This is a genomic window from Acidobacteriota bacterium (genome assembly GCA_009838525.1).
GTDB lineage: Bacteria > Acidobacteriota > Vicinamibacteria > Vicinamibacterales > UBA8438 > VXRJ01.
This window is the reverse complement of sequence record VXRJ01000014.1, coordinates 138674-162559: the sequence shown is the minus strand read 5'-3', so window position 1 is coordinate 162559 and position 23886 is coordinate 138674. Positions and strand designations below refer to the sequence as shown.

23 protein-coding genes and 1 tRNA gene are annotated in these 23886 nt (G+C 68.3%); 10 read left to right on the top strand and 14 right to left on the bottom strand.

The features are described 5' to 3' along the window. The coding region (locus tag F4Y45_04860) for an insulinase family protein (GenBank protein MXY23835.1) at window positions 1-674 on the top strand (674 nt) is incomplete at its 5' end. A 70-nt stretch (window positions 675-744) separates the two neighbouring features. Here the strand turns inward: F4Y45_04860 and F4Y45_04855 are convergent. Next, a complete protein-coding gene (locus tag F4Y45_04855; protein MXY23834.1) occupies window positions 745-1722 on the bottom strand; it encodes an abhydrolase domain-containing 18 in 978 nt (325 codons plus the stop codon). Between the two features lie 64 nt (window positions 1723-1786). On the opposite strand from F4Y45_04855, the gene F4Y45_04850 reads away from it, so the two are divergent. Then, on the top strand, window positions 1787-2224 hold the full coding sequence (locus F4Y45_04850) for a rhodanese-like domain-containing protein (protein MXY23833.1): 438 nt from the start codon (window positions 1787-1789) through the stop codon (window positions 2222-2224). A 114-nt stretch (window positions 2225-2338) separates the two neighbouring features. Here F4Y45_04850 and F4Y45_04845 read toward each other — a convergent pair whose 3' ends face one another. The 7 genes from F4Y45_04845 to F4Y45_04815 all read right to left on the bottom strand — a co-directional run bounded on the left by F4Y45_04845 (window position 2339) and on the right by F4Y45_04815 (window position 9716). Next, window positions 2339-3673: an amidase gene (locus F4Y45_04845; GenBank protein ID MXY23832.1), complete on the bottom strand. Its 1335-nt coding sequence runs from the start codon at window positions 3671-3673 to the stop codon at window positions 2339-2341. Between the two features lie 2 nt (window positions 3674-3675). Continuing rightward, window positions 3676-4860: an FAD-binding oxidoreductase gene (locus F4Y45_04840; protein MXY23831.1), complete on the bottom strand. Its 1185-nt coding sequence runs from the start codon at window positions 4858-4860 to the stop codon at window positions 3676-3678. A 50-nt stretch (window positions 4861-4910) separates the two neighbouring features. Continuing rightward, window positions 4911-5426 carry a hypothetical protein gene (locus tag F4Y45_04835; GenBank protein MXY23830.1) on the bottom strand — a complete coding sequence of 172 codons (516 nt, stop codon included), beginning with the start codon at window positions 5424-5426 and terminating at the stop codon, window positions 4911-4913. Window positions 5427-5460: 34 nt separating this feature from the next. Then, window positions 5461-5985: a hypothetical protein gene (locus F4Y45_04830; protein MXY23829.1), complete on the bottom strand. Its 525-nt coding sequence runs from the start codon at window positions 5983-5985 to the stop codon at window positions 5461-5463. A gap of 5 nt (window positions 5986-5990) precedes the next feature. Next, window positions 5991-7154, bottom strand: coding sequence for a DUF1343 domain-containing protein (locus F4Y45_04825; protein ID MXY23828.1), 1164 nt, complete (start codon window positions 7152-7154; stop codon window positions 5991-5993). A 5-nt stretch (window positions 7155-7159) separates the two neighbouring features. Then, on the bottom strand, window positions 7160-8167 hold the full coding sequence (locus F4Y45_04820; protein ID MXY23827.1) for a Dam family site-specific DNA-(adenine-N6)-methyltransferase: 1008 nt from the start codon (window positions 8165-8167) through the stop codon (window positions 7160-7162). A gap of 445 nt (window positions 8168-8612) precedes the next feature. Continuing rightward, complete coding sequence (locus F4Y45_04815; GenBank protein MXY23826.1) at window positions 8613-9716, bottom strand: ATP-binding protein; 1104 nt, start codon at window positions 9714-9716, stop codon at window positions 8613-8615. Window positions 9717-9746: 30 nt separating this feature from the next. Between F4Y45_04815 and F4Y45_04810 the strand changes: the two genes are divergently transcribed. From F4Y45_04810 to F4Y45_04775, 8 genes are all read left to right on the top strand, one after another. After that, complete coding sequence (locus F4Y45_04810) at window positions 9747-10997, top strand: acyl-CoA dehydrogenase (protein ID MXY23825.1); 1251 nt, start codon at window positions 9747-9749, stop codon at window positions 10995-10997. Beyond that, window positions 10997-12181, top strand: coding sequence for a CoA transferase (locus F4Y45_04805; protein ID MXY23824.1), 1185 nt, complete (start codon window positions 10997-10999; stop codon window positions 12179-12181). Before F4Y45_04810 ends, F4Y45_04805 begins: the two co-directional genes overlap by 1 nt. Before the next feature lie 52 nt (window positions 12182-12233). Continuing rightward, a complete protein-coding gene (locus F4Y45_04800; protein MXY23823.1) occupies window positions 12234-12566 on the top strand; it encodes a hypothetical protein in 333 nt (110 codons plus the stop codon). Then, window positions 12563-12868: a helix-turn-helix domain-containing protein gene (locus F4Y45_04795; GenBank protein ID MXY23822.1), complete on the top strand. Its 306-nt coding sequence runs from the start codon at window positions 12563-12565 to the stop codon at window positions 12866-12868. Before F4Y45_04800 ends, F4Y45_04795 begins: the two co-directional genes overlap by 4 nt. 103 nt (window positions 12869-12971) lie before the next feature. Continuing rightward, window positions 12972-13478: a MaoC family dehydratase gene (locus F4Y45_04790; GenBank protein MXY23821.1), complete on the top strand. Its 507-nt coding sequence runs from the start codon at window positions 12972-12974 to the stop codon at window positions 13476-13478. Next, entirely contained in the window at window positions 13475-14920 is a 1446-nt protein-coding gene (locus F4Y45_04785; GenBank protein ID MXY23820.1) for an amidohydrolase family protein, read from the top strand. Before F4Y45_04790 ends, F4Y45_04785 begins: the two co-directional genes overlap by 4 nt. Window positions 14921-14934: 14 nt before the next feature. Then, a complete protein-coding gene (locus tag F4Y45_04780; GenBank protein ID MXY23819.1) occupies window positions 14935-16437 on the top strand; it encodes an MmgE/PrpD family protein in 1503 nt (500 codons plus the stop codon). 9 nt (window positions 16438-16446) lie between these two features. Continuing rightward, window positions 16447-17307, top strand: a complete 861-nt coding sequence (locus F4Y45_04775; GenBank protein MXY23818.1) for a CoA ester lyase — start codon at window positions 16447-16449, stop codon at window positions 17305-17307. Between the two features lie 12 nt (window positions 17308-17319). Here F4Y45_04775 and F4Y45_04770 read toward each other — a convergent pair whose 3' ends face one another. From F4Y45_04770 to F4Y45_04745, 6 genes are all read right to left on the bottom strand, one after another. Then, on the bottom strand, window positions 17320-18465 hold the full coding sequence (locus tag F4Y45_04770) for an ATP-binding protein (protein ID MXY23817.1): 1146 nt from the start codon (window positions 18463-18465) through the stop codon (window positions 17320-17322). Window positions 18466-18619: 154 nt separating this feature from the next. Continuing rightward, window positions 18620-18811 (bottom strand): hypothetical protein, encoded by a 192-nt coding sequence (locus F4Y45_04765; protein ID MXY23816.1) that lies wholly within the window; start codon window positions 18809-18811, stop codon window positions 18620-18622. Next, window positions 18804-19166, bottom strand: coding sequence for a hypothetical protein (locus tag F4Y45_04760; protein MXY23815.1), 363 nt, complete (start codon window positions 19164-19166; stop codon window positions 18804-18806). The genes F4Y45_04765 and F4Y45_04760 overlap by 8 nt, the downstream gene beginning before the upstream one ends. A gap of 40 nt (window positions 19167-19206) precedes the next feature. Then, entirely contained in the window at window positions 19207-20733 is a 1527-nt protein-coding gene (locus F4Y45_04755) for a coproporphyrinogen III oxidase family protein (GenBank protein ID MXY23814.1), read from the bottom strand. 243 nt (window positions 20734-20976) lie between these two features. Next, entirely contained in the window at window positions 20977-23835 is a 2859-nt protein-coding gene (locus tag F4Y45_04750; protein ID MXY23813.1) for a M1 family metallopeptidase, read from the bottom strand. Next, window positions 23799-23885: transfer RNA gene (locus tag F4Y45_04745), tRNA-Leu, on the bottom strand. Before F4Y45_04745 ends, F4Y45_04750 begins: the two co-directional genes overlap by 37 nt. Window position 23886: the final 1 nt, after the last annotated feature.

Here is a 23886-nt window from a genome sequence, read left to right as displayed (position 1 = left end):
TGCCAGATCCCCCCGCCGACCCCGCGCCGCCCGCCGCTCGCCTGACGTTCGTCCCGCGCGAGGGGGCGGTGCAGTCCGAGATCCGGGTCGGGCATCTCGGCATTGCCCGGAAGGCGGACGACTTCCACGCGGTCCGGGTGATGGACATGGTGTTGGGCGGGCAGTTCACCAGCCGCCTCAACATGAACCTGCGCGAGGCGAAGGGCTATACCTACGGTGTTCATTCGTCCTTCGACGCACGCCGAGGCCGGGGGCCGTTCGACGTCGGGACGGCGGTCGAGGCGGCGGTCACCGCCGAGGCGGTTCGTGAGATCATTGCCGAGTTGCACGCCATCCGGGATGCTCGCCCGGTTACCGAGGAGGAGCTCGCCGTCGCGAAGCCGGCGATTACGCTCGGCTTTCCGCGCGCCTTCGAAACCTCGGGGCAGGTGGCGCGGGCGGCCCTCCGGCTCGCGCTGTTCGACCTGCCGGACGACGAGTACACGACGTTCGTCCCCCGGGTCGAGGCGGTCGACGCGGCCGCCGCCACCGCCGCCGCGCGGCGGCGACTGGACCCCGACGCCCTCGCGGTGGTCGTCGTCGGACCACCCGAGGTCCGTCCTTCGCTCGGCGCACTCGGCCTCGGTGAGCCGGTGGACGCGACTCCGGACGGCGTCGACGCGACCCGGCCCTGATCTTCGGGCGGGGTGACAGGAGTCGCCATGCTACATGTGGCGGCCCGCGCTGATCCGGGTCGCTGTCCGGCTACAGCGCCCGGCGCAGGAACTGCACCAGGACCCATCCGTCCAGCCACGAGAACGGGGCGATTCCCGTGCTGTAGTGCCCGCACGGGAGAACCGACACTTCCGGATCGACGCCCTCGGTCCGGAACTGATCCACGAGCTGGCGCGAGAGCCGCACCGGAAACGAGAGGTCGTACCGCGCGTACACGAGGAGGGTTCGGGTTCCTCGCATTCGATGCACGTAGGGGGCGGGGCTGATCGGCAGCCAGCAGTCGCGCAGCAGCGGCAGGTCGATCGACCCGTCGAGCCCCTCCCGCACATGCGCCGTCGACAGCCCCTCCCACACCACGTCGGCGAACCACGGCGATATGTGGTTGAGCGCCGCAACCCGGATGCGCGGATCGTGCGCCGCCGTCAGCATCGAGAGGCACGACCCGAGGCTGGTCCCGAGGATGCCGATCCGTTCGTAGCCCTGCCCTACCAGCCAGTCGACGGTCCGGCGCGCGTCGAGCACCGCCTGCCGGCAGACCTGCGCCGTCCGCCCGACGTTCGCGCTCACGATGTAGTCGGCCCGGTGGAGCTCCGGCGGCATGCGCTCGTCGTGGTACGGAAGACTGAGCCGGACCGCGCTGATGCCGACCCGAGCGATGATCCGGGCCAGTGCGATGTGTGCGTCGAAGCCGGCGTTCCACTGCGGCAGTATGACGACGGCCCGCTTGGGCGGGTCGCCGTTCTTCCGGGCCGCCGCCGGAAAGTACCGCGCGCGGACCGTGTTGTTTTCCGGGTGCGGCGTCCGGAACGCGCTGGGGAACGAGAGGTTGAACCCGTCGAAGCTGAAGTCGTGGGCCGCCGGGGCGGCGTAGAACCGTTCGCTGGCGGCGGTCTGCTCTGCCGCCCAGTCGCGAAGCGCGCTGCCCGGATCGTCGCGGGGCGCCGTCTCGAACACCCAGTCCAGTCCCCACTCGAACGGCCGGACCACCCGGTCCGTGGTGCGCGCCACCAGTGAGTGTTCCCAGCGGTGAAAAAACGGGGCAATCACGAATGCGGATGCTACTATTCCGCGCATGAGCGTGACACAAGTGGATGTGAGACAGGCGCAGGCGTTGCGCGCGAGCGAGGACTATACGTACGTCGATGTACGGTCGATCCCCGAGTACGATGCGGGCCACCCGGCCGGCGCGCACAACGTGCCGCTGCTGCACCGGGACCCCGCTACCGGCATGATGCAGCCGAACGTGCAGTTTCTCGACGTGATGCAGGCGAACTACGCGAAGGACGCCAAGTTGCTGGTCGGCTGCCAGATGGGTGGCCGCTCTTCGCAGGCGGCGCAGATTCTGGTGAGCGCCGGTTACACGAACGTCTGCAACGTCCTGGGAGGCTTCGGCGGCGCGCGCGACCGGTACACCGGGCAGGTGCTCAACGAGGGCTGGGCCGATGCCGGCCTTCCGGTTGATACCGAGCCGACGCCCGGCGGCAGCTACGGCGAGCTGTCAGGCGGCTAGGCTGGTGCGCCGGCGTCTACCCATTGGCACGCCGGCAATAGACAAGAGAATGCCGGTCTGGAGACCGGCGCACCGGACCGGCGGACCGGGCCGGTAGACCGAACCCGCGCGCCCTTACTCCCGAATCACACGCTCCCACGCGGCCGCGAGGGCCAGCAGCCGGTCCGTCTCGCCACGGCGACCGACCAGTTGCAGGCCGACCGGCACGCCATCCGCGTCGCCGCACGGAGTCGATAGCGCCGGGTGGCCCGTGACGTCGAAGAGCTGGGTCAGCCGAAGCATGAGCGGGCGGACCGGTTCATCGCGGCCGTCCAGTTCGACCGTCTCTGCGCCGATGGGCGGCGGTAGGATCGGGAGCGTCGGCAGCAGCAGCGCATCGCAGCCGGCCAGCGCCGCATCTACCGCCGCCGCGAGCACCTTCCGCCGCTCCTGGGCTCGGCCGTAGTCGTCGTCCGCTACGCTGCGGCCGGACTCGAGCCGTTCGCGGACGCCCGGCGAGATGTCGGCGGCGTGCCGTTCGAGCAGTTTGGCGTGACACCGGAACGCTTCGGAACGCTGGGTCCGGGCATACACGGACGTCGTCTCCTCGGCCCCCGCGATGTCGGTCCCGCGGACCGCCACGCCGCCGGATTCCAGGCGAGCGACGGCTGCGTCGAACGCGGCCTCCACCGCCGGCTCAACCAGGTCGAAGAAATAGCGGCGCGGGATCCCGAGGCGGGGCCGCGCGGGCGGCTCCGGGATGTCGTCCCCCACGTCGTCGTCCCGGATGATGCGGAAGATGGTTGCGGCGTCCTCGACCGTCCGGGCGATCGGTCCCGCGTGGTCGAGCGATGGCGCGAGCGGCACGACACCTTCCAGACTCACCTCGCCATGGGTCGGCTTCAGGCCGACCACGCCGCAGGCGGAGGCGGGAATCCGTATGGAACCGCCCGTGTCCGTCCCGATCGCGGCGACAGCCATCCCGGTCGCCACCGCGACGGCGGAGCCGCTGCTCGACCCGCCGGCGCTCCGGTCCCGGGCGAACGGATTGCGGGTCATGCCGAAAGCCGATTCCTCGCCGGTCGTGCCGAAGGCGAGCTCGTGGAGATTGCACTTGCCGACGATTACCGCGTCGGCGTCACAGAGGCGCGTCACGATGGGCGCGTCGGCGCGAGCCACGTTGGCTAACAGCGGCCGTGACGCGGCGGTGGTAGGCGTGCCCTTGAGGTCGATCAGATCCTTGAGCGCGATCGGAATGCCGTGCAGCGGGCCGCGGTCCTCGCCGTCGGCCAGTCCTTCGTCCGCACCACGCGCCTCCGCGCGGGCCTCCGCGTCGCGCACCAGGACGAACGCGTTCAATTCGTCGTTCCGGGCGGCGATGGCGGCGAGGCAGTCATCCACCAACGTGGCGGCCGTTGTCCGGCCGGCGCGAAGCTCGGCGCCGATGTCCGCTATCGTCCTGAACTGCATTGTCAGATCATGGCGTCGTCGTGAAACGTCTCGCCCCGGGCGAACCGTGTCGGGTCGAACGGTGCGATGTCGATGCGCGTCGACGCGCCGGTCGTCAGCAGCTCGGCCATCGCCGCACCGACCGCGGGCGCCATCATAAGGCCATGGCCGCTGAAACCGTTCGCGAGGTAGAAGCCGGCGATAGCCGGATGCGCGCCGATGAGCGGGTTGTGATCCGGCGTCATCTCGTACAGTCCGGCCCACCCCTCGATCAGCTCGACCGCGCCGAGCGCCGGGAGCCGCCGCACCAGGGGCGGCCGGAAATCGTCTTCCCAGCGTGACAGGTCGCAGTCGAAGTTCTCGCCGGCCGGCTCGTCCAGTCTTGTCTTCGCGACGATGATTCGATCCTGCCCGTCCGGCGCGGCCGGGTCGTCGTGCCGCCAGTGGACGCCGGTCGGGTCGATCACGACCGGAAAGCGGTACGGCCAGCGGTGGGGAAGGGCGCACCGGAACAGGTGCTGTCGAACCGGCGCCACCGGCAGATCGACGCCCGCCATCGCGGCAAGCCGCGCGGCGAACGGCCCCGCCGCGTTGACGAGCGCATCGGCAGGAACGGCGTTGACGTCGTCCAGCGTGACATCCCGGACGCGCCCGCCCGCAACCGCCACCCCGGTCACCGACCCGGTTACGTAGGTTGCGCCCGCCGCTTCCGCCGCCCGCCGGAACCCGGCCAGCACTTCGCGCGGGTTGGCGTAGCCGTCGTCGGGGCCGAACAGGCCGAAGCGGATGTCATCGAGCCGCAGGTCCGGCGCATGGGCGCGGATCGCCTCGACGCTCAGCCGCTCGACGTTCGCGCCGAGCGACCGCTGCGTCGCATAGCGGCGTTCGAACCGCTCGACCATTGCGTCGTTCACGAGAAAGAGATAGCCACGCTGCCGGAGCCACGCCCGGGGCCGCGCGCCGGGCGCGCCCATCGTCTCGTCGAACCGCCGGTAGAAGCCGATGCTGCGTTGTGCGAGGCGGATGTTGGCGGCGGAGCTGAACTGCTGCCGGACGCCCCCCATCGCCAGAAACGACGACGCGCGGCGATAGGCGGGATCCCGTTCGATGACCGTGACGTCGACGCCGCGCCCGCTGGTCCGGAGGTGCCAGGCGATGGACGAGCCAATAACGCCCCCGCCGACAATGACTATCTGTCGCGTCGCCATGCCGTGCGCCTCGCCGCTTTCGGTGCCACGCGGGGTTTCACCACGAGCCCCTAGCGCCGGGGCGGCGGGACTCCGCGCGGGGGCAGGCGGGGCATGGCGCCGTCCTCCATATAGCGCTTCAGGGACTCGAGCGACGATTCCCAGCCCGTCTGCATGAGGACGCCATAGTGCTGCCACCGCTGCCCGTCGCCGAGCGCATGCTGCCGCACCCGCAACTGCGTTGCCGGTCCGTCCACGCCGCACGTCACCTCCAGCGCCATCGGTCCGATCGGATCGCCTTCCGGCGGCAGCCAGTACACGTCCGCGAGGAAGAACTCGCGACCGTGCTGGAACTCCATGACCGTGCCGTAGAGCACGCCTCCGAGGGTGCCGAGCACGGCGTCCTGGAACGGCGTCGAGTCCCACTCGACCGCGTAGACTCCCATCGGTCGCGGTGCCGTGACGGACCCGATGGTGTTCCACCACGCGGAAAGCGCTCTCGCGTCAAAGAAGGCCGAGAGCACCCGCGTCGGCGCGGCGACGATCCGTATCGTCAGATCGACAGTGAACGCGGTGGATCGGGCCATAGGGGCTGGGGAACGACGTGATGTTGCGGCGGCGTCAGCCGGTGCCCGCGACGGCCCGGGCGCGCCGGATCTGATCGGCGTGGTCGTGCGCGTGTGCCGCGTAGATGCGGAGCCACTCCTCGACTCCGTAACTGTCGTGTTCGGGGTGAACGCCGAGCCGGATCCAGTCCTCTTCGTTCAGCCGGTCGAGCAGTTCCGCCGTCGCGTCGCGCGCCGCGCGAAACGCCGCCAGGGACGTGGCGAGCGGCCGGTCGTAGTGGAGCCGGCGGGCGAACTCGTCCTGATCGTAAGCGCCGATCGCGGGCCGATCATGAGCAAGCATCAGCCGCAGCCGGATCGCGCTGGTCATCTCGCTGTCGGCCAGATGATGGACAATCTGCCGCGCCGACCACTTGCCGGGCGCCGGATGCGCATCCAGTTCCGCGTCGGTGGCGCCTTCGAGCGCATTGGCCACCACTTGGTACCCCGCTTTGTACCGCGCCACCAGGACCTGCCGTTCGTTCGCGTCCATCCGACCTCCTCCGTCCGCGTTCATGGTTCTCCGTCCGCGATCATCCATCCCTCCTAGTACAGCAGATAGCGCTCTCGAATGGGAGCGAACGCGGCGACGGCGGCGTCCCGGTCGGCGGCCATCGCTTCCAGGGGGCGGCCCCGCTCGATGTCACGACGGAGCGCGTCGGTGCCGGCGAGGATGTCGATCGGCATCTTCTGCGCCTCGTATTCGTAGGGCGGCTCACGCCAGCGGAATGCTTCTCCCAGCGCGTCACGGCAGGCGGCGATGAGGGCGACCGCCGTCATGACCGGCCGGAACGCGCGGCGATCGGTGACGTGGAGCTGGCAGCCGCCGCAGACGGCGCCGGCATGTTTCTGGAACGTCGGCTCGAACGTCGCGGGGCGGGCGTGCACGCCGGGCAGGCCGAGCCCGTTCAGGCGGGCGGCGAGCGCGTCCGGTTCGACGCCGGGAGCGCCCGCCAACTCGAACGGCCGGGTGGTGCCGCGCCCCTCCGACAGCATCGTGCCCTCGAGCAGCACCATGCCCGGGTAGACGATCGCGCTGTCGAGGGTCGGCACGTTGGGCGACGGGATCACCCACGGCGCGCCGGCTTCATCGTGGCACATCGCGCGCGACCAGCCTTCCATCGCGACCACCTGCAGGTCGGCGCCGATGCCGAACTCCTCGTTGAACAGCCGCGCCAGCTCGCCGATCGTCATGCCGTGCCGGAGCGGGATGGGCAACTGGCCCACGAACGACGCGAACGCCGGGTCGAGCACCGGTCCTTCGACGGCCTCGCCGCCGATGGGATTCGGCCGGTCGCAGACGACGACACCGACGCCGGCGCGTGCCGCGGCGCGCAGGCAGTTCGCCATCGTCCAAATGTACGTATAGACGCGCGTCCCGACGTCCTGCAGGTCGATCACCAGCAGATCGAGTCCTTTCAGCATCGTGGCGGTCGGCTCGCGCGTGTCGCTGTAGAGGGAGTAGACCGGCACGCCCAGGCGCGGATGCCGCGCGTGGCCGGTCTCCACCATGTTGTCCTGTGCCGTGGCATGGAAGCCGTGCTGAGGCCCGAAGAGCGCCGCGAGCGTGACGCCCGGCAGGGCGGCGACGCGATCCGCAACGTGGCGGAACTGCCGGTCCACCGACGCCGGGTTCGACACCACGCCCACACGCGCACCGTCCAGCACGCCGTCGCGGAGCGCCCGTTCGGATCCCAGCGTGATCGCCATCGTCGTCACGCCGCGATGTTGGTGATGACGTACTCCATCACGCCGCTACGCCCGGTAGTGTTCGAGTTGATCGCGCGCCGCGCCGGCACGCGGTGCGCCCGGATGCCGGCGCGCGCCGCATCGCGGTTGCCGTCATAGAGCCGTCCGATCTCTGCCGCCGTCGAGTTGCTGAGCAGCACGAAGCATCCGCGATCAGCGAGCTCCAGCACCACCTGCTGCAGACGGCGCTGATCGGCGCTCGAGAAGCCGCCAGCCGTATACGACGTGAAATGCGCCGTTCGGCTGAGGGGTGCGTAGGGCGGATCGAGATAGATGAAGTCCTCCGCTTGCGCGTGCTGTACCAACGCGTCGTAGGGTGCGTAGTCGATGGTGGCGTGCACGGCCTCGAACGCCGACGCCACCGCCCGCAGGTTGTCCTCGTCGCAGACACGCGGGTTGACGAATCGGCCGCGCGGCACGTTGAACGCGCCCTTGGCGTTCAACCGGAAGAGGCCGTTGTAGCCGGTCCGGTTCAGGTAGATGAGCATCGCCGCCAGCTCCGGCGTGTAGCGGTCGGGGCGGGGCCGGGCACCGTTCAGAATCGCGGCGCGGGCCGGATTGAACTGCTCGTCGCGCACTCGGTAATAGTGCGCGTCCGGATCGCGTCGCCGTGCGTCGTCCAGCCGCCGGAGGGCCGCCACCACTTCATTCGTTTGGTTGCGCAGACGCAGGCAACAGCCGATCAGGTCGGCGTTCATGTCGGTCAGACGCACTCGCTCCGCCGGCAGGCGACCCTGGTTCACGAGGTCGAAGAAGACCGCGCCGCTTCCCAGGAATGGCTCGTGGTAGCCACGGAAACGGGCCGGATAGAAGCGCCGCAGTACCGGCAGCAGTTGGCGCTTGCCGCCGGCCCACTTCAGGAACGGCCGGACCGTTGCGGCGTCAATCACCTTGCTCGGAAGGCGTTCCGATAGCCGGTGCATGCGGCCTCGAGTGAGGGCGGCGCCGTCGGCCGCAACTGGTTGGTGCGGCACATTTGCACCAGGGCGTCGACATGTGGCCGACAATCGCCCGGCCTCGACAACCGCGGGTAGACGTCCGTTTCCGTTACGTCTTTCCCACCGAGATAGGACAACCAGGTCTCGATGTTGCGCGTGGGGATGGCAATGAGAACTCGGTCAGTGGTCGTCGGTGGATCGACGCCGGCGGCGTCGCACGCGTCGTTCAGTTGCCTGCGGCGTCTTTCGATTCCGACTGTGTCCCCGTCAACGACAACAACGAGCACGGATGAAGCAGCCCTCCTCCGCTGCTCTCTCAATTCGCTCGGAAACTGCTCGCGCACGAATTGTTCTCCCGAGCCCCGACCGCATGGCATAGGTACTGTCCGGGGAACATCCCGGCGCCTCAGTTTGCCGATTACCCTCCTGATCAGAACATCCTGCTGTTTATCCTCACACAGCAGGATAATTGTCGCGCGCCTCACGGCGCCCAGCCTCGCGCATGCAGTTCGGAAAGGCGAAGCCCCGTATCATTGGCGACGTCTACAATGCGGGTCTGACTTTCCGGCTCGCGCGCAAGCCAAACGGCCTTGTCGGAGAGGAAGTCGATAGCTTCCGGGTGGTGAGAAATGATCACCGTCTGCGGCAATTCGACTCCGCAACCATCCTCCAGCGCGGCGAGCCACGGCTGCAACTCCGGCAGAGTGACATAATTGTCCGGTTCGTCCAGAAAGAGCGTGCGCGGTATTCCAGAAGGTTCATCGGCAAAGGTCAGCATGTACAGCACAATGAGTGCCCGCTGGCCATCGGATAGCCTGTCGAAACGATAAGATTGGACGGCGGCCTCGCCGGGCGGTGCGAACTGGGCAAGCAACTCCCGATGGTCGCCACTGCGTTGCGACAGTTTCAAACCGACGAAACCTGGCAGGACATCCTGGAGTCGTGACACTGCTTGTTGCACGTGTTCGGGATTCTCTAGCGACCGGCCTCGGTACCAGGAAGCGAAGTTTTCGCCCGTGTGATCCAGAACGTCGCTTTCACCCTCGGAAACGCCAGAGATACTCGCCGGGCGCAAGGACAAGGACTGGAAACGCCGCAGCGTATCGCGGAACCGGCATAGTTGCCTATTGTCGTGGCGACCGCCGACGAATGCGAGGCCGGACTGTGTCCAATCGTAACTGTACGTCGGTCCCTTGCTGTGATTGTCACGATAGAGTTGTACCTTACCCAATTCAAAAGAGAAGAGTGGCTTGCCACCGGCGGTCAAGCGTTCCGCCTTCACGCGATCGATCTTCTTCTCGGTATATTGGTCGATGGTGAGCTCATATGTGAGTACCCCATTCTTGTCCGAGAACTCCAACTCGAAGCGTTGTTCGGTCTTTGTAGTCCAACTAGTGATGTCGGAGGTGGAGAAAAGACGGTCGACGCGGCTCTCGCCGCTAAGAAACTCGCGCAGTTTGTTGACGACCTCGAACACGGCCGACTTTCCGGAACCGTTGTCGCCCAGCAACAAGGTTAGTTCCGAGAGACGGAGATCAAAGTTTGTCAGACACTTGTAATTGTCGACGTGAATGCGTGTGAGCATCGTTGACGCAGTATACCAGAGGCGTGCGGGATGGAATCGGTTCTGGTACTGGGCGTACGGGTTGCGTTTGCCGTCCGGCGGAAGCAACAATACCGGGGAATCCCAAAAGGAGGCATCGTGGCGGTTGCGGAAGTTGAACTCCACCAGGATTTGCGAAGCGCGGTAGGGGAGCTGTGCCGGCGGTTCCCCGACACCTACTGGCGGGATCTCGACCGGGACGAGGCCTATCCGGAGGAGTTCGTCCGGACGCTGACCGACGCGGGCTACCTGGCCGCACTGATCCCGGAGGAATACGGCGGGGCCGGCCTCGGGATCGCCGAGGCGTCGGTCATTCTTGAAGAAGTGAACCACTCAGGTGGGAATGCCGCCGCCTGCCACGCCCAGATGTACATCATGGGATCGCTGCTGCGGCACGGCTCGGAGGCGCAGAAACGCGAGTACCTGCCCAGGATCGCTTCCGGAGAGCTTCGCCTGCAGGCGTTCGGCGTGACCGAGCCGACGACCGGCACCGACACCACGCAACTCAAGACGATGGCGGTGCGCGATGGCGACCGCTATATCGTCAACGGCCAGAAGGTCTGGATCTCGCGCGCCGAATACTCCGACCTGATGCTGCTGATCGCCCGCACGACGCCGCTTGAGCAGATCAAGAAGAAGACGGACGGGCTGTCGATCTTTCTCGTCGATCTCCGGACCGCGGTGGGCAACGGCGTGACCATCCGCCCGCTTCGGACGATGATGAACCACGCAACGACCGAGGTCTTCTTCGACAACCTGGAGGTGCCCGCGTCACAGCTCATCGGCGAGGAGGGGCGGGGATTCCGTTACCTGATAGACGGGTTGAACGCGGAGCGGATCCTGATCGCGGCGGAATGCGTCGGTGACGGCCGCTGGTTCGTCGAGCGGTCGGTGGGCTACGCCAACGAGCGGATCGTCTTCAACCGGCCGACCGGCAAGAACCAGGGGGTCCAGTTCCCGATTGCCCACGCGCACGTCAACATCGAAGCGGCTGACTTGATGCGCAAGCGCGCGTCCGAGCTGTTCGATGCGGGCCAGTCGTGCGGCGCCGAGGCGAACATGGCGAAGCTCCTCGCGGCCGATGCGTCGTGGGAGGCGGCCAACGTCGCGGTGCAGACGTTCGGCGGCTTCGGATTCGCCGAGGACTACGACATCGAGCGGAAGTTTCGGGAGACCCGTCTCTACCAGGTGGCGCCGATCTCGACCAACCTGATCCTCTCGTACATCGCCGAGCACGTTCTCGGGCTGCCCCGATCGTTCTGATGGCGGCGCGTCCCCTCGACGGGCTGACGGTGGTCACCCTCGAACAGGCGGTCGCCGCCCCGTTCGCCACCCGCCAGCTCGCTGACCTGGGGGCGCGCGTCATCAAGGTGGAGCGTCCCGGCGTCGGCGACTTCGCCCGCGGCTACGACACGACGGTGCAGGGGCTGTCGAGCCATTTCGTCTGGCTGAACCGTTCGAAGGAATCGCTGACTCTCGACCTGAAGCGCCCCGAGGCGCGCGAGGTGGTGGACCGGCTGATCGACCGGACCGACGTCTTCGTCCAGAACCTGGCGCCAGGCGCGGCGGGCCGGCTCGGCCTCGACGCCGCGACACTCCGCGAGCGCCGTCCGCGTCTCATCGTCTGCAACGTCTCCGGCTACGGCGAAACGGGCCCGTACCGCGACAAGAAGGCCTACGACCTGCTGGTGCAGGCGGAGGCGGGCCTGGTTTCCATCACCGGCACGGAAGACGAGGTGGTGAAGTCGGCCATTTCGGTCGCCGACATCGCGGCCGGCATGTACGCCTACTCGGGCGTTCTCACCGCGTTGCTCCGTCGCGGGCAGACCGGGGAAGGGGCGACCATCGAGGTCTCGATGCTGGAGGCCCTGGGGGAATGGATGGGCTTCCCGCTCTACTACACCCTCGGCGGCGGCTCGCCGCCTCGCAGGAGCGGCGCGCGGCATTCCGCCATAGCGCCGTACGGCCCGTTCACGGGGGCAGACGGTGGGGGTTTCCTGCTGGCGGTCCAGAACGAACGGGAATGGGTCCGCTTCTGCGAGGTGGTGCTGGAGCAGCCAGCCCTCGCCGCCGACCCGCGTTTCGACGCCAACGCCAAGCGGGTGGCGCACCGCGACGAGCTCGATGCCGCGATTCACGACGTGTTCCGCACGCTGACCGCCGAAGCGATCGTCGAACGGCTGGAGCGGGCCGGCATCGCCAATGCGCGAATGCGCTCGGTGGCGCAGTTCGCCGCCCACCCCCAGCTCGAGACGCGCGACCGGTGGCGCGAGACACCGTCGTCCGCCGGACCGATCCGGATGACCATCCCCCCGGCGACCATCGACGGCATCGACCCGCGGATGGACGCGATCCCGAACGTCGGAGAGCAGACCGACGCGATCCTGGCGGAACTCGGCTACGCCCCCGAGACGATTGCCGCTTGGCGCGAAGCCTGCATCGTCTGATTCCCTTGGCGGCCTTGCGCTCCTATGCGGCAATGCCGCATACTTGTGGCTCGTGCGTATCTTCGCCACGACGGCCTACGAGCGCGCGATTCGCAAGCTCATCACGGATGTGGCGCGTGAAGAAATGGAGTCGACGATCGCGGCGAAGCCCGACGGATCACTGCGCATCCCCGGCACAGGAGGTATTCGCAAGTTGCGTTGGGCAGGTTCCGGCCGAGGCAAGAGGGGTGGCATCCGGGTCATCTACTACTACTCCGCGACGCTGGACAGCGTCTACATGTTGACCGCCTACGCAAAGGCGGATCGCGACGATCTGACGCCTACTGACAAGAGGGTGTTGTCAAGACTTGTCGCTGCCATCAAGAAAGGAGGCGCCGAGGGATGACTAGAGAGCGAACTAGTGTGGGGCGAGAGATCGAAGCGGCACTGGGGGAGGTTCTTGCCCATGTTCGCGGCGAGGTCGAATTGCCGGTCCGGATAGTGGACGATCCAACTGCGGTCCGAATTGTCGCGCTCCGGCGTCGGATGAAGCTGAGCCGTCGGAAGTTCGCAGATCGCTTTGGTCTAGATGCACGTGCGGTACAGGATTGGGAGCAGGGGCGTCGCGTGCCTGACCGTGCCGCGCGTGTCTTACTGACCGTTATCGACCGCGATCCGGACGCCGTCGTGCGGGCCCTCAGTGGCTGAGGCCGTCGCCCGGTCGTTCGGGCCAACGAGCCGTTGATTTACAATCCTCCCGACTACGGCGCCTGCGGCTTGGACGCGTGAGCGCCGTTTCCTGGAAGGTGCCATGGCGGTGAAAGAAGGCTGGACGGGACGGGTTTTCGAGGATTTCAAGGTGGGGGATGTCTACCGGCATCCGCTCGGCCGGACGGTGCTCGAAGCGGACAACGTCTGGTTCACGCTGCTCTCGCAGAACGTGAACAAGATCCACTTCGACTATGCCTACGCCGAGAAGACGGAGTTCGGCCGGCCGCTGGTCGATTCCACGTTCACGCTGGCGCTCGTGACCGGCCAGTCGACGATGGACCTGTCGGTCAACACGATGGCCAACCTCGGGTGGGACGAGGTGAGGCTGCCGGCGCCGGTCTTCCATGGCGACACGATCTACTCGGAGAGCGAGGTGCTGGAGACGCGCGAGTCCAAGTCGCGGCCGAACGTCGGGATCGTCACGGTCCGGACGCGCGGCTTCAATCAGGACGGGACGGTCGTGATCACGTACAAGCGGACCTTCATGGTCTACCGGCGGGGGCACGTGCCGGCGTACGCGAACGAGCGTCCCGAGGTGAAGGAGTGAGCATCGAGTTGCGGGAGCATCGGAGCCGGCCTGGAGGCCGGCGCACCGGCCGGCGCGGCATGCGGAGCTTGGCGGCGGCGGCGATGGCCGTCGGCGCACTTGTTGCCTGTGGCGGTGGCGGAGACCCGGCCACCGTCGTCGAGGGGGATGTCGCGTTCGTCGGCGTCAACGTCCTGCCGATGGACCGCGACCGGGTGATCGAGAACCAGACGGTCGTCATTGCCGACGGGCGCATCGCGGCACGGGACGCCGCCGACCGCATCGAGCTGGCCGAGGGCGTCGATCGGGTCGAAGGAGATGGGCGCTACCTGATGCCGGGGCTGGCGGAGATGCATGGTCATCTCCCCAGCTCGCGCGAGAGCGACGAGGACATCCGCAACCTCCTGTTCCTCTATCTCTCCAACGGCGTCACCACGGTCCGCGGCATGCAGGGCGAGCCGTCCCAGTTCGGCCTGCGCCAGTCGATCGAGCGGGGCCTGCTGCTGGGGCCGAATCTCTACCTCGGCAGCGTGTCGATGAACGGCCAGAGCGTCCAGACGCCGGAAGAGGCGGATCGCCTGGCCCGCAGCTACCAGGTGGATGGCTACGACCTGATCAAGACCCACGAAGGGATGAGCCTGGAGTCGTTCGACGCGATGGCGGCAGCGGCCAACGAGGTCGGCATCCCGTTCGGTGGTCATGTTTCGGACTTCGTGGGACTCCGTCGTGCTCTCGAGGCCGGCCAGGTGTCGATCGACCACCTCGACAACTACGTCGAGGCGCTCGTCGACGAAGACACACGGCCCGACGGCGCACGCGGCCTGCGCGAGGTGGGCGCGCTGATAGACGAGGTGGACGAGTCGCGCATTCCGGAACTGGTGCAGGCGACGGTCGATGCGGGGGCCTGGGTGGTCCCCACGATGGTCCTCTGGGAGACGGCGTTCTACAACGACCGGGGCTCGGTCGACGTGCTGCCCGAACGGCCGGAAGTCCGCTACATGCCGCCGGAGACGGTCGATCGGTGGCGCCAGGCGGTGGACACGCGGCTCGGCGCGAGCGACATTGAGGTGAACCGGCGGGTCGCCGATCTGCGCCGCCGGATCCTCCGCGCGCTCCACCTCGGCGGGGCCAACATCGCGCTCGGGACCGATTCGCCGCAGATCTTCAGCGTCCCCGGCTTCGCCATGCACCACGAGATGGCGCTCTACGTCGACGTGGGGATGACGCCGTACGACGTTCTGGAGATCGGCACACGCCGCCCTGCGGAGTACTTCGGGGCCGAGGACGAGTTCGGCACCGTCGCGGTCGGCCTGCGCGCCGACCTGATCCTGCTCGACGAGAATCCGATCGACGACATCGCCAACGTCCGCGATCCCGCCGGCGTGATGATCCGCGGCCGGTGGATTCCGCGCGACGAGATTTCCGAGCGCCTTACCGAAATCGCCCGCTTCTACGGCAACTGACCAGGAGCGTCCCGATGCCAGCGACGACCACCGCCTCACCCGCCACCCGACCGGCCGCGGAGCCGGTCGCGTCCGACAGGGCCGCCGCCCGCGGCGCCATCGCGCGCTTCGCCGTGTTCATCGCCACCGCCGAGCCGCCTCCCGAGGCGCGCGCGGCGGCGCGCGACGCGGTGCTGGATACGGTGGGGGTCGCCCTGGCCGGATCGGTCGAGCCGTCGGCCCGCATCGTGCATCAGGTGGCGCACCTCGACGGCAGCGTGGCCGGGCCGTCGTTCATCCTCGGGACCAGCGCTACCGCCGGTCCCGGGTGGGCGGCCCTCGCCAACGGCACGGCGGCTCACGCTCTCGACTTCGACGACATGTGCTGGGTGACGCTGGCGCATCCGAGCACGCCCCTCGTCGCGGCGGCCCTTGCCGCCGCCGAGGCGGAGAACGCGCCGGGCCTGGCCTTGCTCGACGCTTATGTCGTCGGCTTCGAGGTAGAGGCGGCGCTGGGTCGCGCGATGAACCGGAAGCACTACGAGCAGGGCTGGCACTGCACGGCGACGATCGGGACGATTGGGGCGGCCGCCGCCGCCGCGCGCGTCTACGGACTCGATGCCGAGGCAACCGGCCGGGCGCTGGCGATCGCCGCCTCCGAGGCGTCGGGGCTGAAGGAAAACTTCGGCACGATGGTGAAACCCCTGCAGGCGGGGCTGGCCGCGCGCAACGGCGTGCTGGCGGCGCTCTTCGCGCGCGAGGGCCTCACCGCGTCGGACCGGGCGATAGACGGCCCGCAGGGCTTCCTGGTGGCGATGCAGAGCGCCGGGCGCGATCTGGCGGGCGGGCTCGACCGATTGGGCCGCGACTGGGAGATCGTCGACGGCGGGATCACGGTCAAGCTCTACCCGTCGTGCGCGGCAACCCATCCGACCATCGACACGCTGCTGGATCTGCGCCGCGAGACGGGAATCGGACCCGCCGACGTGGAAGCGGTGGAGATAGACGTCGATCCCGTCGTCCCGACGGTGCTCATCCATGACCGGCCGGCGACCGGCCTGGAAGGGAAGTTCTCGCTCCACTACTGCGCTGCCGCCGCGCTGGCGTTCGGCCGCGTCGACATCGACACGTTCGAGACCGCCGCGATGCAGTCGCCCGACGTCGTGCGGCTCGTCCCGCGGGTGACGATGCGGGCCGACGAGCGGCTTGGCCGCGACGTGCCGCCGCTTACCGAGGCGCGGATCACACTTCGCCTGACCGACGGCCGGACGCTGGAACGGGCCGTGCGGGGCGCCCGCGGCTACCCGGAGAATCCGGCGTCCCCGGCGGAGCTGGACGACAAGTTCCTGGCCTGCGCCCAACGCGCCGTCCCGCCCGAGGCGGCGGAGGCGGCGCTCGGGTGGTTACGGACGCTCGACGAGGCGCCGACCGCCCGCTCGCTCGCGTGCCACTTGGCGACGCGCGCCGAGGTCTCGGCGTCCGCGGGCGCTGGCGCGTCGGTCGGCGCTCACACGTCGGCCGGCCATTCTGCTACCTAGTTCTCGTCCATGGCGCCGCCGTTCCGGGTCCGCCGCAGTCTCCTGTTCGTCCCCGCGGTCCGTCCGGACCGGTACCCCAAGGCGCTCGCCACCGGTGCCGATGCGGTCTGCATAGACCTGGAGGACGGCGTCTCGTTCGCGGCCAAGGACGACGCGCGCGAGAAGGCCATCGCCCTCTTCGCCGAGCGCACTCCGGTCCGGGCGGAAGTCAGCCTGCGCATCAACGACCCGACTACCGAGCTCGGGTTGCGGGATCTCGAAGCGGTGCGGGACGCGGGGATCCGTCCGGACGCGCTTGTGGTGCCCAAGTGCGGAGGCATCGACGCGATCCGGGCGGCGGCCGACGTCCTCGCGGAGACGGCGCCCGGACTGCCGGTCATCGCGCAGATCGAAACGGCGCGGGGGGTGGCGGCGGCGGAGGCGATCGCCGCCGCGACGCCGGACGTCTCGGCGCTCTTCTTCGGCGCCGTCGACTACGCGGCGGACGTCGGTTGCCGGATCGAGTGGGATGCGCTGCTCTACGCCCGCTCACGCGTCGTCGCGGCGGCGGCGATGGCCGGTGTGAGCGCGCTCGACACGCCGTTCATGGACGTGCCGGCGCTCGACGCCCTCGCGGATGAGAGCCGTCGGACCCGGGCGCTCGGCTTCACTGGCCGGGCGGCCATCCACCCGACGCAGGTAGCCGTCATTCAGGCGGCCTACTCGCCCGGGGCCGACGAAGTGGCGTGGGCGCGGCGTATCGTCGCCGCCTACGAGCAGCAGTCGGGCGGCGTCCTCCTGGTGGACGGCAAGCTGATCGAGCGCCCCGTGATCGCGGCGGCGCAACGGACGCTTGCCATCGCCGACGCGGTCGCCTTGGCGGACCCGTAACCCGAACGCCGCTCAGACGAGCTGGGGCAGTAGAGTCCGGGCTGGGACCACCAGCGGAGGGCCGGGCGCGGCGAAGCAGTCCGTCGCAACGTAATCGGCGTCCATGACAACCTGAAACGCGAACGGCGCGCCCACTTGCCGCTGATAGTGCGCGAGCGACGGGCTCAGGGACGTGTCCCGGTGCTTTACCTCCACGAGGAACCAGGGCTCTCCGTCTCGCGCGACCAGGAAGTCGACCTCCCGCTTTTCCTTGTCGCGCAGGTACGCAAGGTCGAACCGGCCGAGTCCCATGTCGTTCCAGCCCTCGACCGCCTTCAGCAGGTGACACGCCACGAACGTCTCTGACCGGGGACCGTCCTCCTCGATGTGGGCCCAGTCCCGCAAGTACCACTTCGGCTCCTTCCGTAGCGAGCGCGAGACGTTGCGGAACCATGGCCGGACCAGGAACCCCAGATGGAAATCGCACAGCGCGGCTATCCAGCGCCGGACCGTGTCCACCGAGACCCGTGTCTCGCACGCGAGCGTGCCATACACCAACTGGCGCCCGGACCCGCGCGACAACTGGCGGACCAGCACCTCCATCTGATCGATCTGCTGAACTCGCGTCAGGTCCCGGACATCCTCTCGGACCAGTTGCGTCAGGCGCAGTGACTGCCAGCGCCGGCTGAATCGAGAGTCACGCCGGAGGAACGGTTCCGGGTAGCCGCCGTGCGTCCAGAGCGCGTCGAACTCGCCCGGTTCGACCGGTTGGGGGGGACGCACGATCCGGTCCGGATCCGGAAGATCTCGACGGATAGTCTCGGCGACGGTGAACGGGTGCATCCGGTACGCGAAGTAGCGCCCCATCAGGCTGTCCCCTCCGCGCCGATAGATATCGAGCCGGCTGCTGCCTGTGACGATAATCCGGAGCTGATTGGCGTACGTGTCGTACAGCCCCTTGAGAAACGGCTTCCACCGCGGGAACTTGTGCAGCTCGTCGAACAGCGCCACCGGGAGAGTCTCGGACAACCGCTCGACGCCGAATCCGGCGACGAGGCGAGCCGGCCCTGCGAGGATCAATGCCCGGTCGTCGAGGTTGTCCCAGTTGCAGTACGCATCCGCGTGGGACCGGCAGGTGGTGGTCTTGCCGACTTGGCGCGGCCCGCTGACGAAGGCCATCTGCCGGTTGTTCGCGAAGTGGTTGGCAAGCAGCGTGTCGTAGATGCGGCCCTGAGTCTCCATGCCGACCATTATCTATATAATCGTATTATAGTCGGGACCATTCTGCGATGTCCCGCACAACGGTCGCCGCTCTCGGTGCTAGCCGCTAAGGCTAGGGCGTCACGTCCCACGGCCGCTCCCACGGCCGGAGTGGACGCTGGCGGGCAATGAGCGGCAGATCCTGGCGCTGCAACTCCAGAAGGATGCGCACCTTCTCCTGTAGCGGCCGTGTGGCCTGTGCCCGGTGCCACACGCGCTTTCGCCGGAGAAGAGCCGCGACATCCGCCGGGAGGCGGTCAGGCATCGTTAGGGATCTCCGCTGCGATGGCGTGGGTCTTGAGAATACGTCGCAGCCGCTCCCGGTCGACCGCACCCGCTTCCAGGAGTTGCCACGCGTGCTCGCGTCGCCGGGCTCCGCCGGCCTCCAGGGCCAGGGCGACGAGGTGCTCGGGATCCACGACGTTGACGGGCACGCCGTCGTAGTCGTGCACCTGCGCGGTCGAGAGTGCGGCGTCAACAAGGGCGCTATAGGCCGGGAGGAACTGCACCGGGACGCCTTCGATCATCAGGTGTTCGGCCTGCAGTTCAATACCCCGTTTTCGCGCCCATTCGTAGATGCGCGACAACGGCGCGAGTGCCTGACTGGGGACCGCGTCCACGGTGACGAAGCCTTCGTGCCGCCGATGAGATTCCGTCGGCTTACGCGGCCGAGAACGCGGACGCGCCGGCCACGCCGGCGACGCGCTCCCTGCGCATCTCTTCCAGCCGGTCGCGCGCCATGAGGTTCTGGATGAGCGGCAGGTAGAACGCGCCGTCGCCGAGGATGCGGATCTGCTGGTCCTCGACCCGTACCCAGTCGAGTTCGGCCAGCTCCCCCCAGATTGCGCGATAGTCGGCGACCACGTCGCGCCCGGTGAGGGCCCGGAACCGGGCGCCGTCGACCTCCAGTCCCTGCATCTCCTGGAACAGCAGGTGCAGGTGGAGGTCCTCGGGCGTGTAGTGGAAGCCGCGCATCACCGGGAAGCGGCCGGCGTCGAGGTCGCGGAAGTAATCGTCCACCCGGACGTGGTTCATGTAGGCCCAGCCTGGCGAATCGGGCGCGCCGAAGAAGAACGAGATCCCCGCGAATCCCCAGCCCCACGCGTCGTAACCGACCAGCGTCTCGCCGGGGTGGCCGCGACCGACGCCGTTGCCATGACCGTTGGCGCCGGGGTGGCGGCGGCCGGCGCCGTTGCCATGACCATTGGCGCCGGCGTGGCCGTTGGCGTCGCCCATCCGGAAGGGCTGGCGGAACAGTTCCTCGTACAGATAGGCGCTCGGGACCGGACCGGCGCGCTCGAAGTCGTAGGGTGTCGTCTGGCGGAATCCCTCGGCGACCAGGTAGTCGCGCCCGATCCGGTACATCTCGAGGTTCTGCTCGGTCGTCGGCAACTCGTGGCGCCGGTTGCGGGAGAAGTCGGTCCGGCCCGCGACGTTCAGCTCGTAGTTGGTGATGTGCGTAATGCCCGTGGCCACGAGCGCGCGCAGGTCGCTCAGCATGTGATCGACCGTCTGGTTCGGCCACCCGAAGATCAGGTCGATGCTGAGCGGCAGTCCGAGGTCGCGGCAGGCATCGACGGTGTCGAAGACCTGCGCGGCGTTCTGGCGCCGCCCGCTCGCCTTGATCAGCTCGTCGTCGAGCTGCTGCACGCCCATGCTGATCCGGTTGATGCCGGCCGCCTGCATCGCCTCCAGCTTCTCGCGGGTGAAGGTTTGCGGAATCCCTTCGAGGGTCACCTCGATATCGGATGGGATGTCGAACAGTTCGCGGACGATCCCCATCAGCGGGGCGTATTGATCCGCCCGGTAGAGGTTGGACGTCCCGCCGCCGAAGTAGATGCTGGCAAGCTCGGCGCCGCCCAGCCAGGGGCGGAACAGTTCTCCCTCGCGGCGGAGGTAGTTCAGGTACGTGTCGAGCTGCTGCCGGTTGCGGTAGACCTCGCTCGGAAACAGGCAGAACCCGCAGCGGTCCGGCTGCGTCGGCAGGCAGTACGGCGTGCCGACGTACAGGTTTATCTTCTTCCGCATCGTCTCCGCCGCGGTGCGGCGGTTCGCCATCACGTCGCAGATCGGGACTTCGCGGTCGAGCCAGAACATGGGCGACGGGTGCCCATGGAGCACCTTGTTGCTCTGGCGTCGCCGGCGGTGGGCGTCGATCCAGGCACGGATATCCGATGACTCGGGCATCTTGGTGGCGATAGCGATCCGGAATCCGATCCGTTGGCGCCCGGCGCCGCTACGCGGCTGCACGGCTGGGTGGCGCGCAACCAAGATTGTCCGTTCTCGGTGTCGGGACTGTCAAGGCAGGAACCGCCGGCCCGTGTCCGGGTTCTGCCGCACGCGTGCGGTTCTGCCTGGTCCTGCCGGCCTGGAGGCCGGCGCACCGGAGGTTGTGCCGCACGCGCGCGGTTCTGCCGCACGTGCGCGGTTCTACCGCACGCGGGCCAGCACGCCGTGGTGCCAATTGAACTCGACCTCGTCGGGCTCGGCCGGCAGCGGGATCTCCACCGCCACTTCCGGCTGATCGATCCAGATGCGCCGGAGAATCGGCGGCCGGTCGTCGAATGTCACGCGGATCGGGACCGGCATCCGGAAGCCTGCCGGCACCTCCTCCTGGCGCACCGTGCCGCGGAGAACGAACGGCGCATCCCGCCGGGCGGCATCGAGCAGCTCGCGCGCGGCGGGATCGCTTCGCCCTCCGTCACTCGCGCCGGCGGCGCTGGCCGACGGGATGCGGCGGGCATCCACGACATCGAGGTCGGGGCGGTATTCGGGAACGTCGACGCCATACACCCACTGATCGAAGAACCAGTCCATCGGCTCGCCGAACGCCTCGGTCACGGCGGCCTCGAACGACCGCGTGCTGGCGACTCCGCCGATGTGATCGGCCACGAACCGGCGCATCATCGCGCGGAACCGCTCGTCGTCACCGGTCTCCAGGTCCATCAGGAGCATCCGGAGCATATGCAGGATAAACGCCCCCTTCTCGTACACTAGCAGGCGATAGTCGGCCGGCGTGTCGGTGGTCCGGAGCCGGAAGCCGGCCACGAGCGGCCCCGATTCATGGGCGTCACTCCGCTGGATCACCTGGGGAAGGAAGCCGTAGCGCTTGAGGCCGAGCCCCTGGCCGACGCTCGGTATGCCCAGAACGTCGAGCCGCCACGCGTCGAGCATCTCCAGAAACTGGTCCTCGTCCTCCAGTCCCATCAGCGCGTAGAGGGCGGCGGAGTAGTGCGCGAATCCCTCGGAGATCCATTGATCGCGATAGCCTTCCCAGTCGACCCCCGCGCCCCACCACTGGTGGGCCACCTCGTGTGAGCGGAACAGCTCCTGCTCGCCGGTGTGCAGCATGCCGAACGCCTGGAACGTGAGGAGGACCAGGCCGGGGAACGCCTGCGCGCCGTACTCGCGCGTCTCCGTCACGAGGAGCGACTCGAAGGGATACGGGCCGAAATAGTCGGTGTAGGTCCGGATCGACCCGATCAGGTCCTCGATGGTCTTCTCCCGGTTGCCCGGCGCGAAGCCGACGTGATGACGGTCCGCATAGACCGCGATGGACGGCAGGTCGATGCCTTCCTCGGCCAGCGCGTCGGCCGGCACTTCGTCGATCTCGAACCGCCCCATGTGAAAGGACATCGTGTTGCGGACCGATTGCGCGGTGATCCACCGCATGATCCGCGTGTCGTCCTCCACCCGCTCCTCCGTCAGGAGGCCGCCACTGGCGATCCGGTAACGCTCCGGCGTGCGGAACGTCAGGTGGAAACTGCGCCGCCGGTTGTCCGGATGGCGCGGGATCCAGTAGACGCTGTCCTTCAGGTAGTAGCCGCTCGCGTCGCGCAGCCGCTCGATCAGCTCTCCCTCGTAGGCGATTTCCAGGATGAACCGCTCGCCGGCGGCGACGGCGCGCGGGAGCAGGATGACGAGGCGCGGCTCGTACAGGTCGGGGCTCAGGCGCCGGTCGTGCTTTTCCTGGATGAAGTGGATGGACTCGCCGAGAAGCGGGGCCGGTTCGTCGGGCTCGGGCGGATCGTCGAGCAGCGCCACCGCGTTCACGTCATCGACGCCGTCCGGCAGCGTGGTCCGCCAGCGGACGTCGGTCACCTCGGCGAGCGGCGACACCAGCACCCGGAGCGTGGCCAGATCGACGAGCGGTTCCACGACCAGCGCGACGCTCGCCTCGGCGTCGCCGTTCCTCTCGATGGCCAGGTCGACATCGGTGCGCGAGATCGACACCCGCGCCTGCCACGGCTCATCGTCCGGTTCGAGGACCCGCGGCGACAGCCCGTAGTCGGGCGCCGTCCAGTCGTCGTCGTCATCCCGCTCGGCGTCCGGATCGAAGGGGCCGTCCGCTTCCGGATCGCGCGGAAAGCGTCCGATGGTGGACGCGACGGCCGCCGCGTCGAAGTCGGCGACGGCGTGCGCGCCCATCCAGACATCGACCATCCGGTGGCCCCCGTCGTAGCGCGTGACGCCGACTTCTTCCGGGTCCAGCGGCTCGACCTCGACCGTGAACCAGTCGTGCTCGCGTCCGTCGATCTCAAAGAAGACGAAGTCGCGTTCGGCGTCCGGCAGCGGCGGCTCGACCGAGGCCCGCCAGAGGTCCGCCGCGACACGCGCGTCGGGATTGAGGAGACGGTCCTCGCGCAGCTTTTCGCGCCGGTCCTCCAGCAGGTCGGCGGCGCGGCCCACGTTGCCGTCCGGCGCCCCGGCGTCGGCCAGGGCTCGCAGCCGTTCACCCAGGTCTCCCGTGAACCAGACGATGAACCGCTCGAATTCCTCCTCGATGCGATCGGCCTCGATCAGCTTCTGGAGCTGCTGTAGCTCGACGCCGTCCGGCGGGTAGGCATGGAACGTCCCGCGACCCTGGTAGATGGCGACGGTGTCGCGGCCGCCGATCGGGGGAAGCAGGAACAGGTCGCCGCCGTCGAACTCCAACTCGAACCGATCGACCTGCAACCGGGTGCCGGCGGCTATGCGTCCGGCCGGCTCGGGCGCCGCCTCGCGCAGCTCGGTATAGACCGCGGGCGGACCAAGGCTGGGGTCGTCATCATCGTCGTCCTGGGTAGTGGCGCCAGCCGTTACGGCAGTGCCGGCCTGTGCAACGGCGCAGGCCTGCTCGACTGCGCACGTGCCGGGGCCGAGCGCTACGGCGGCCAGGATTGCCCCGGCCGGGAATGCGCCGGTCCACCAGGGGGTCAGGCGCATTCCCTTCCCCGGAAAGAAGGCCTTCTCCGGGGAGAAGGGTGACAGAATGGTGCGGAAGGGGGGATTTGAACCCCCACGAGCCATTGGCTCACCAGCCCCTCAAGCTGGCGCGTCTGCCGTTCCGCCACTTCCGCG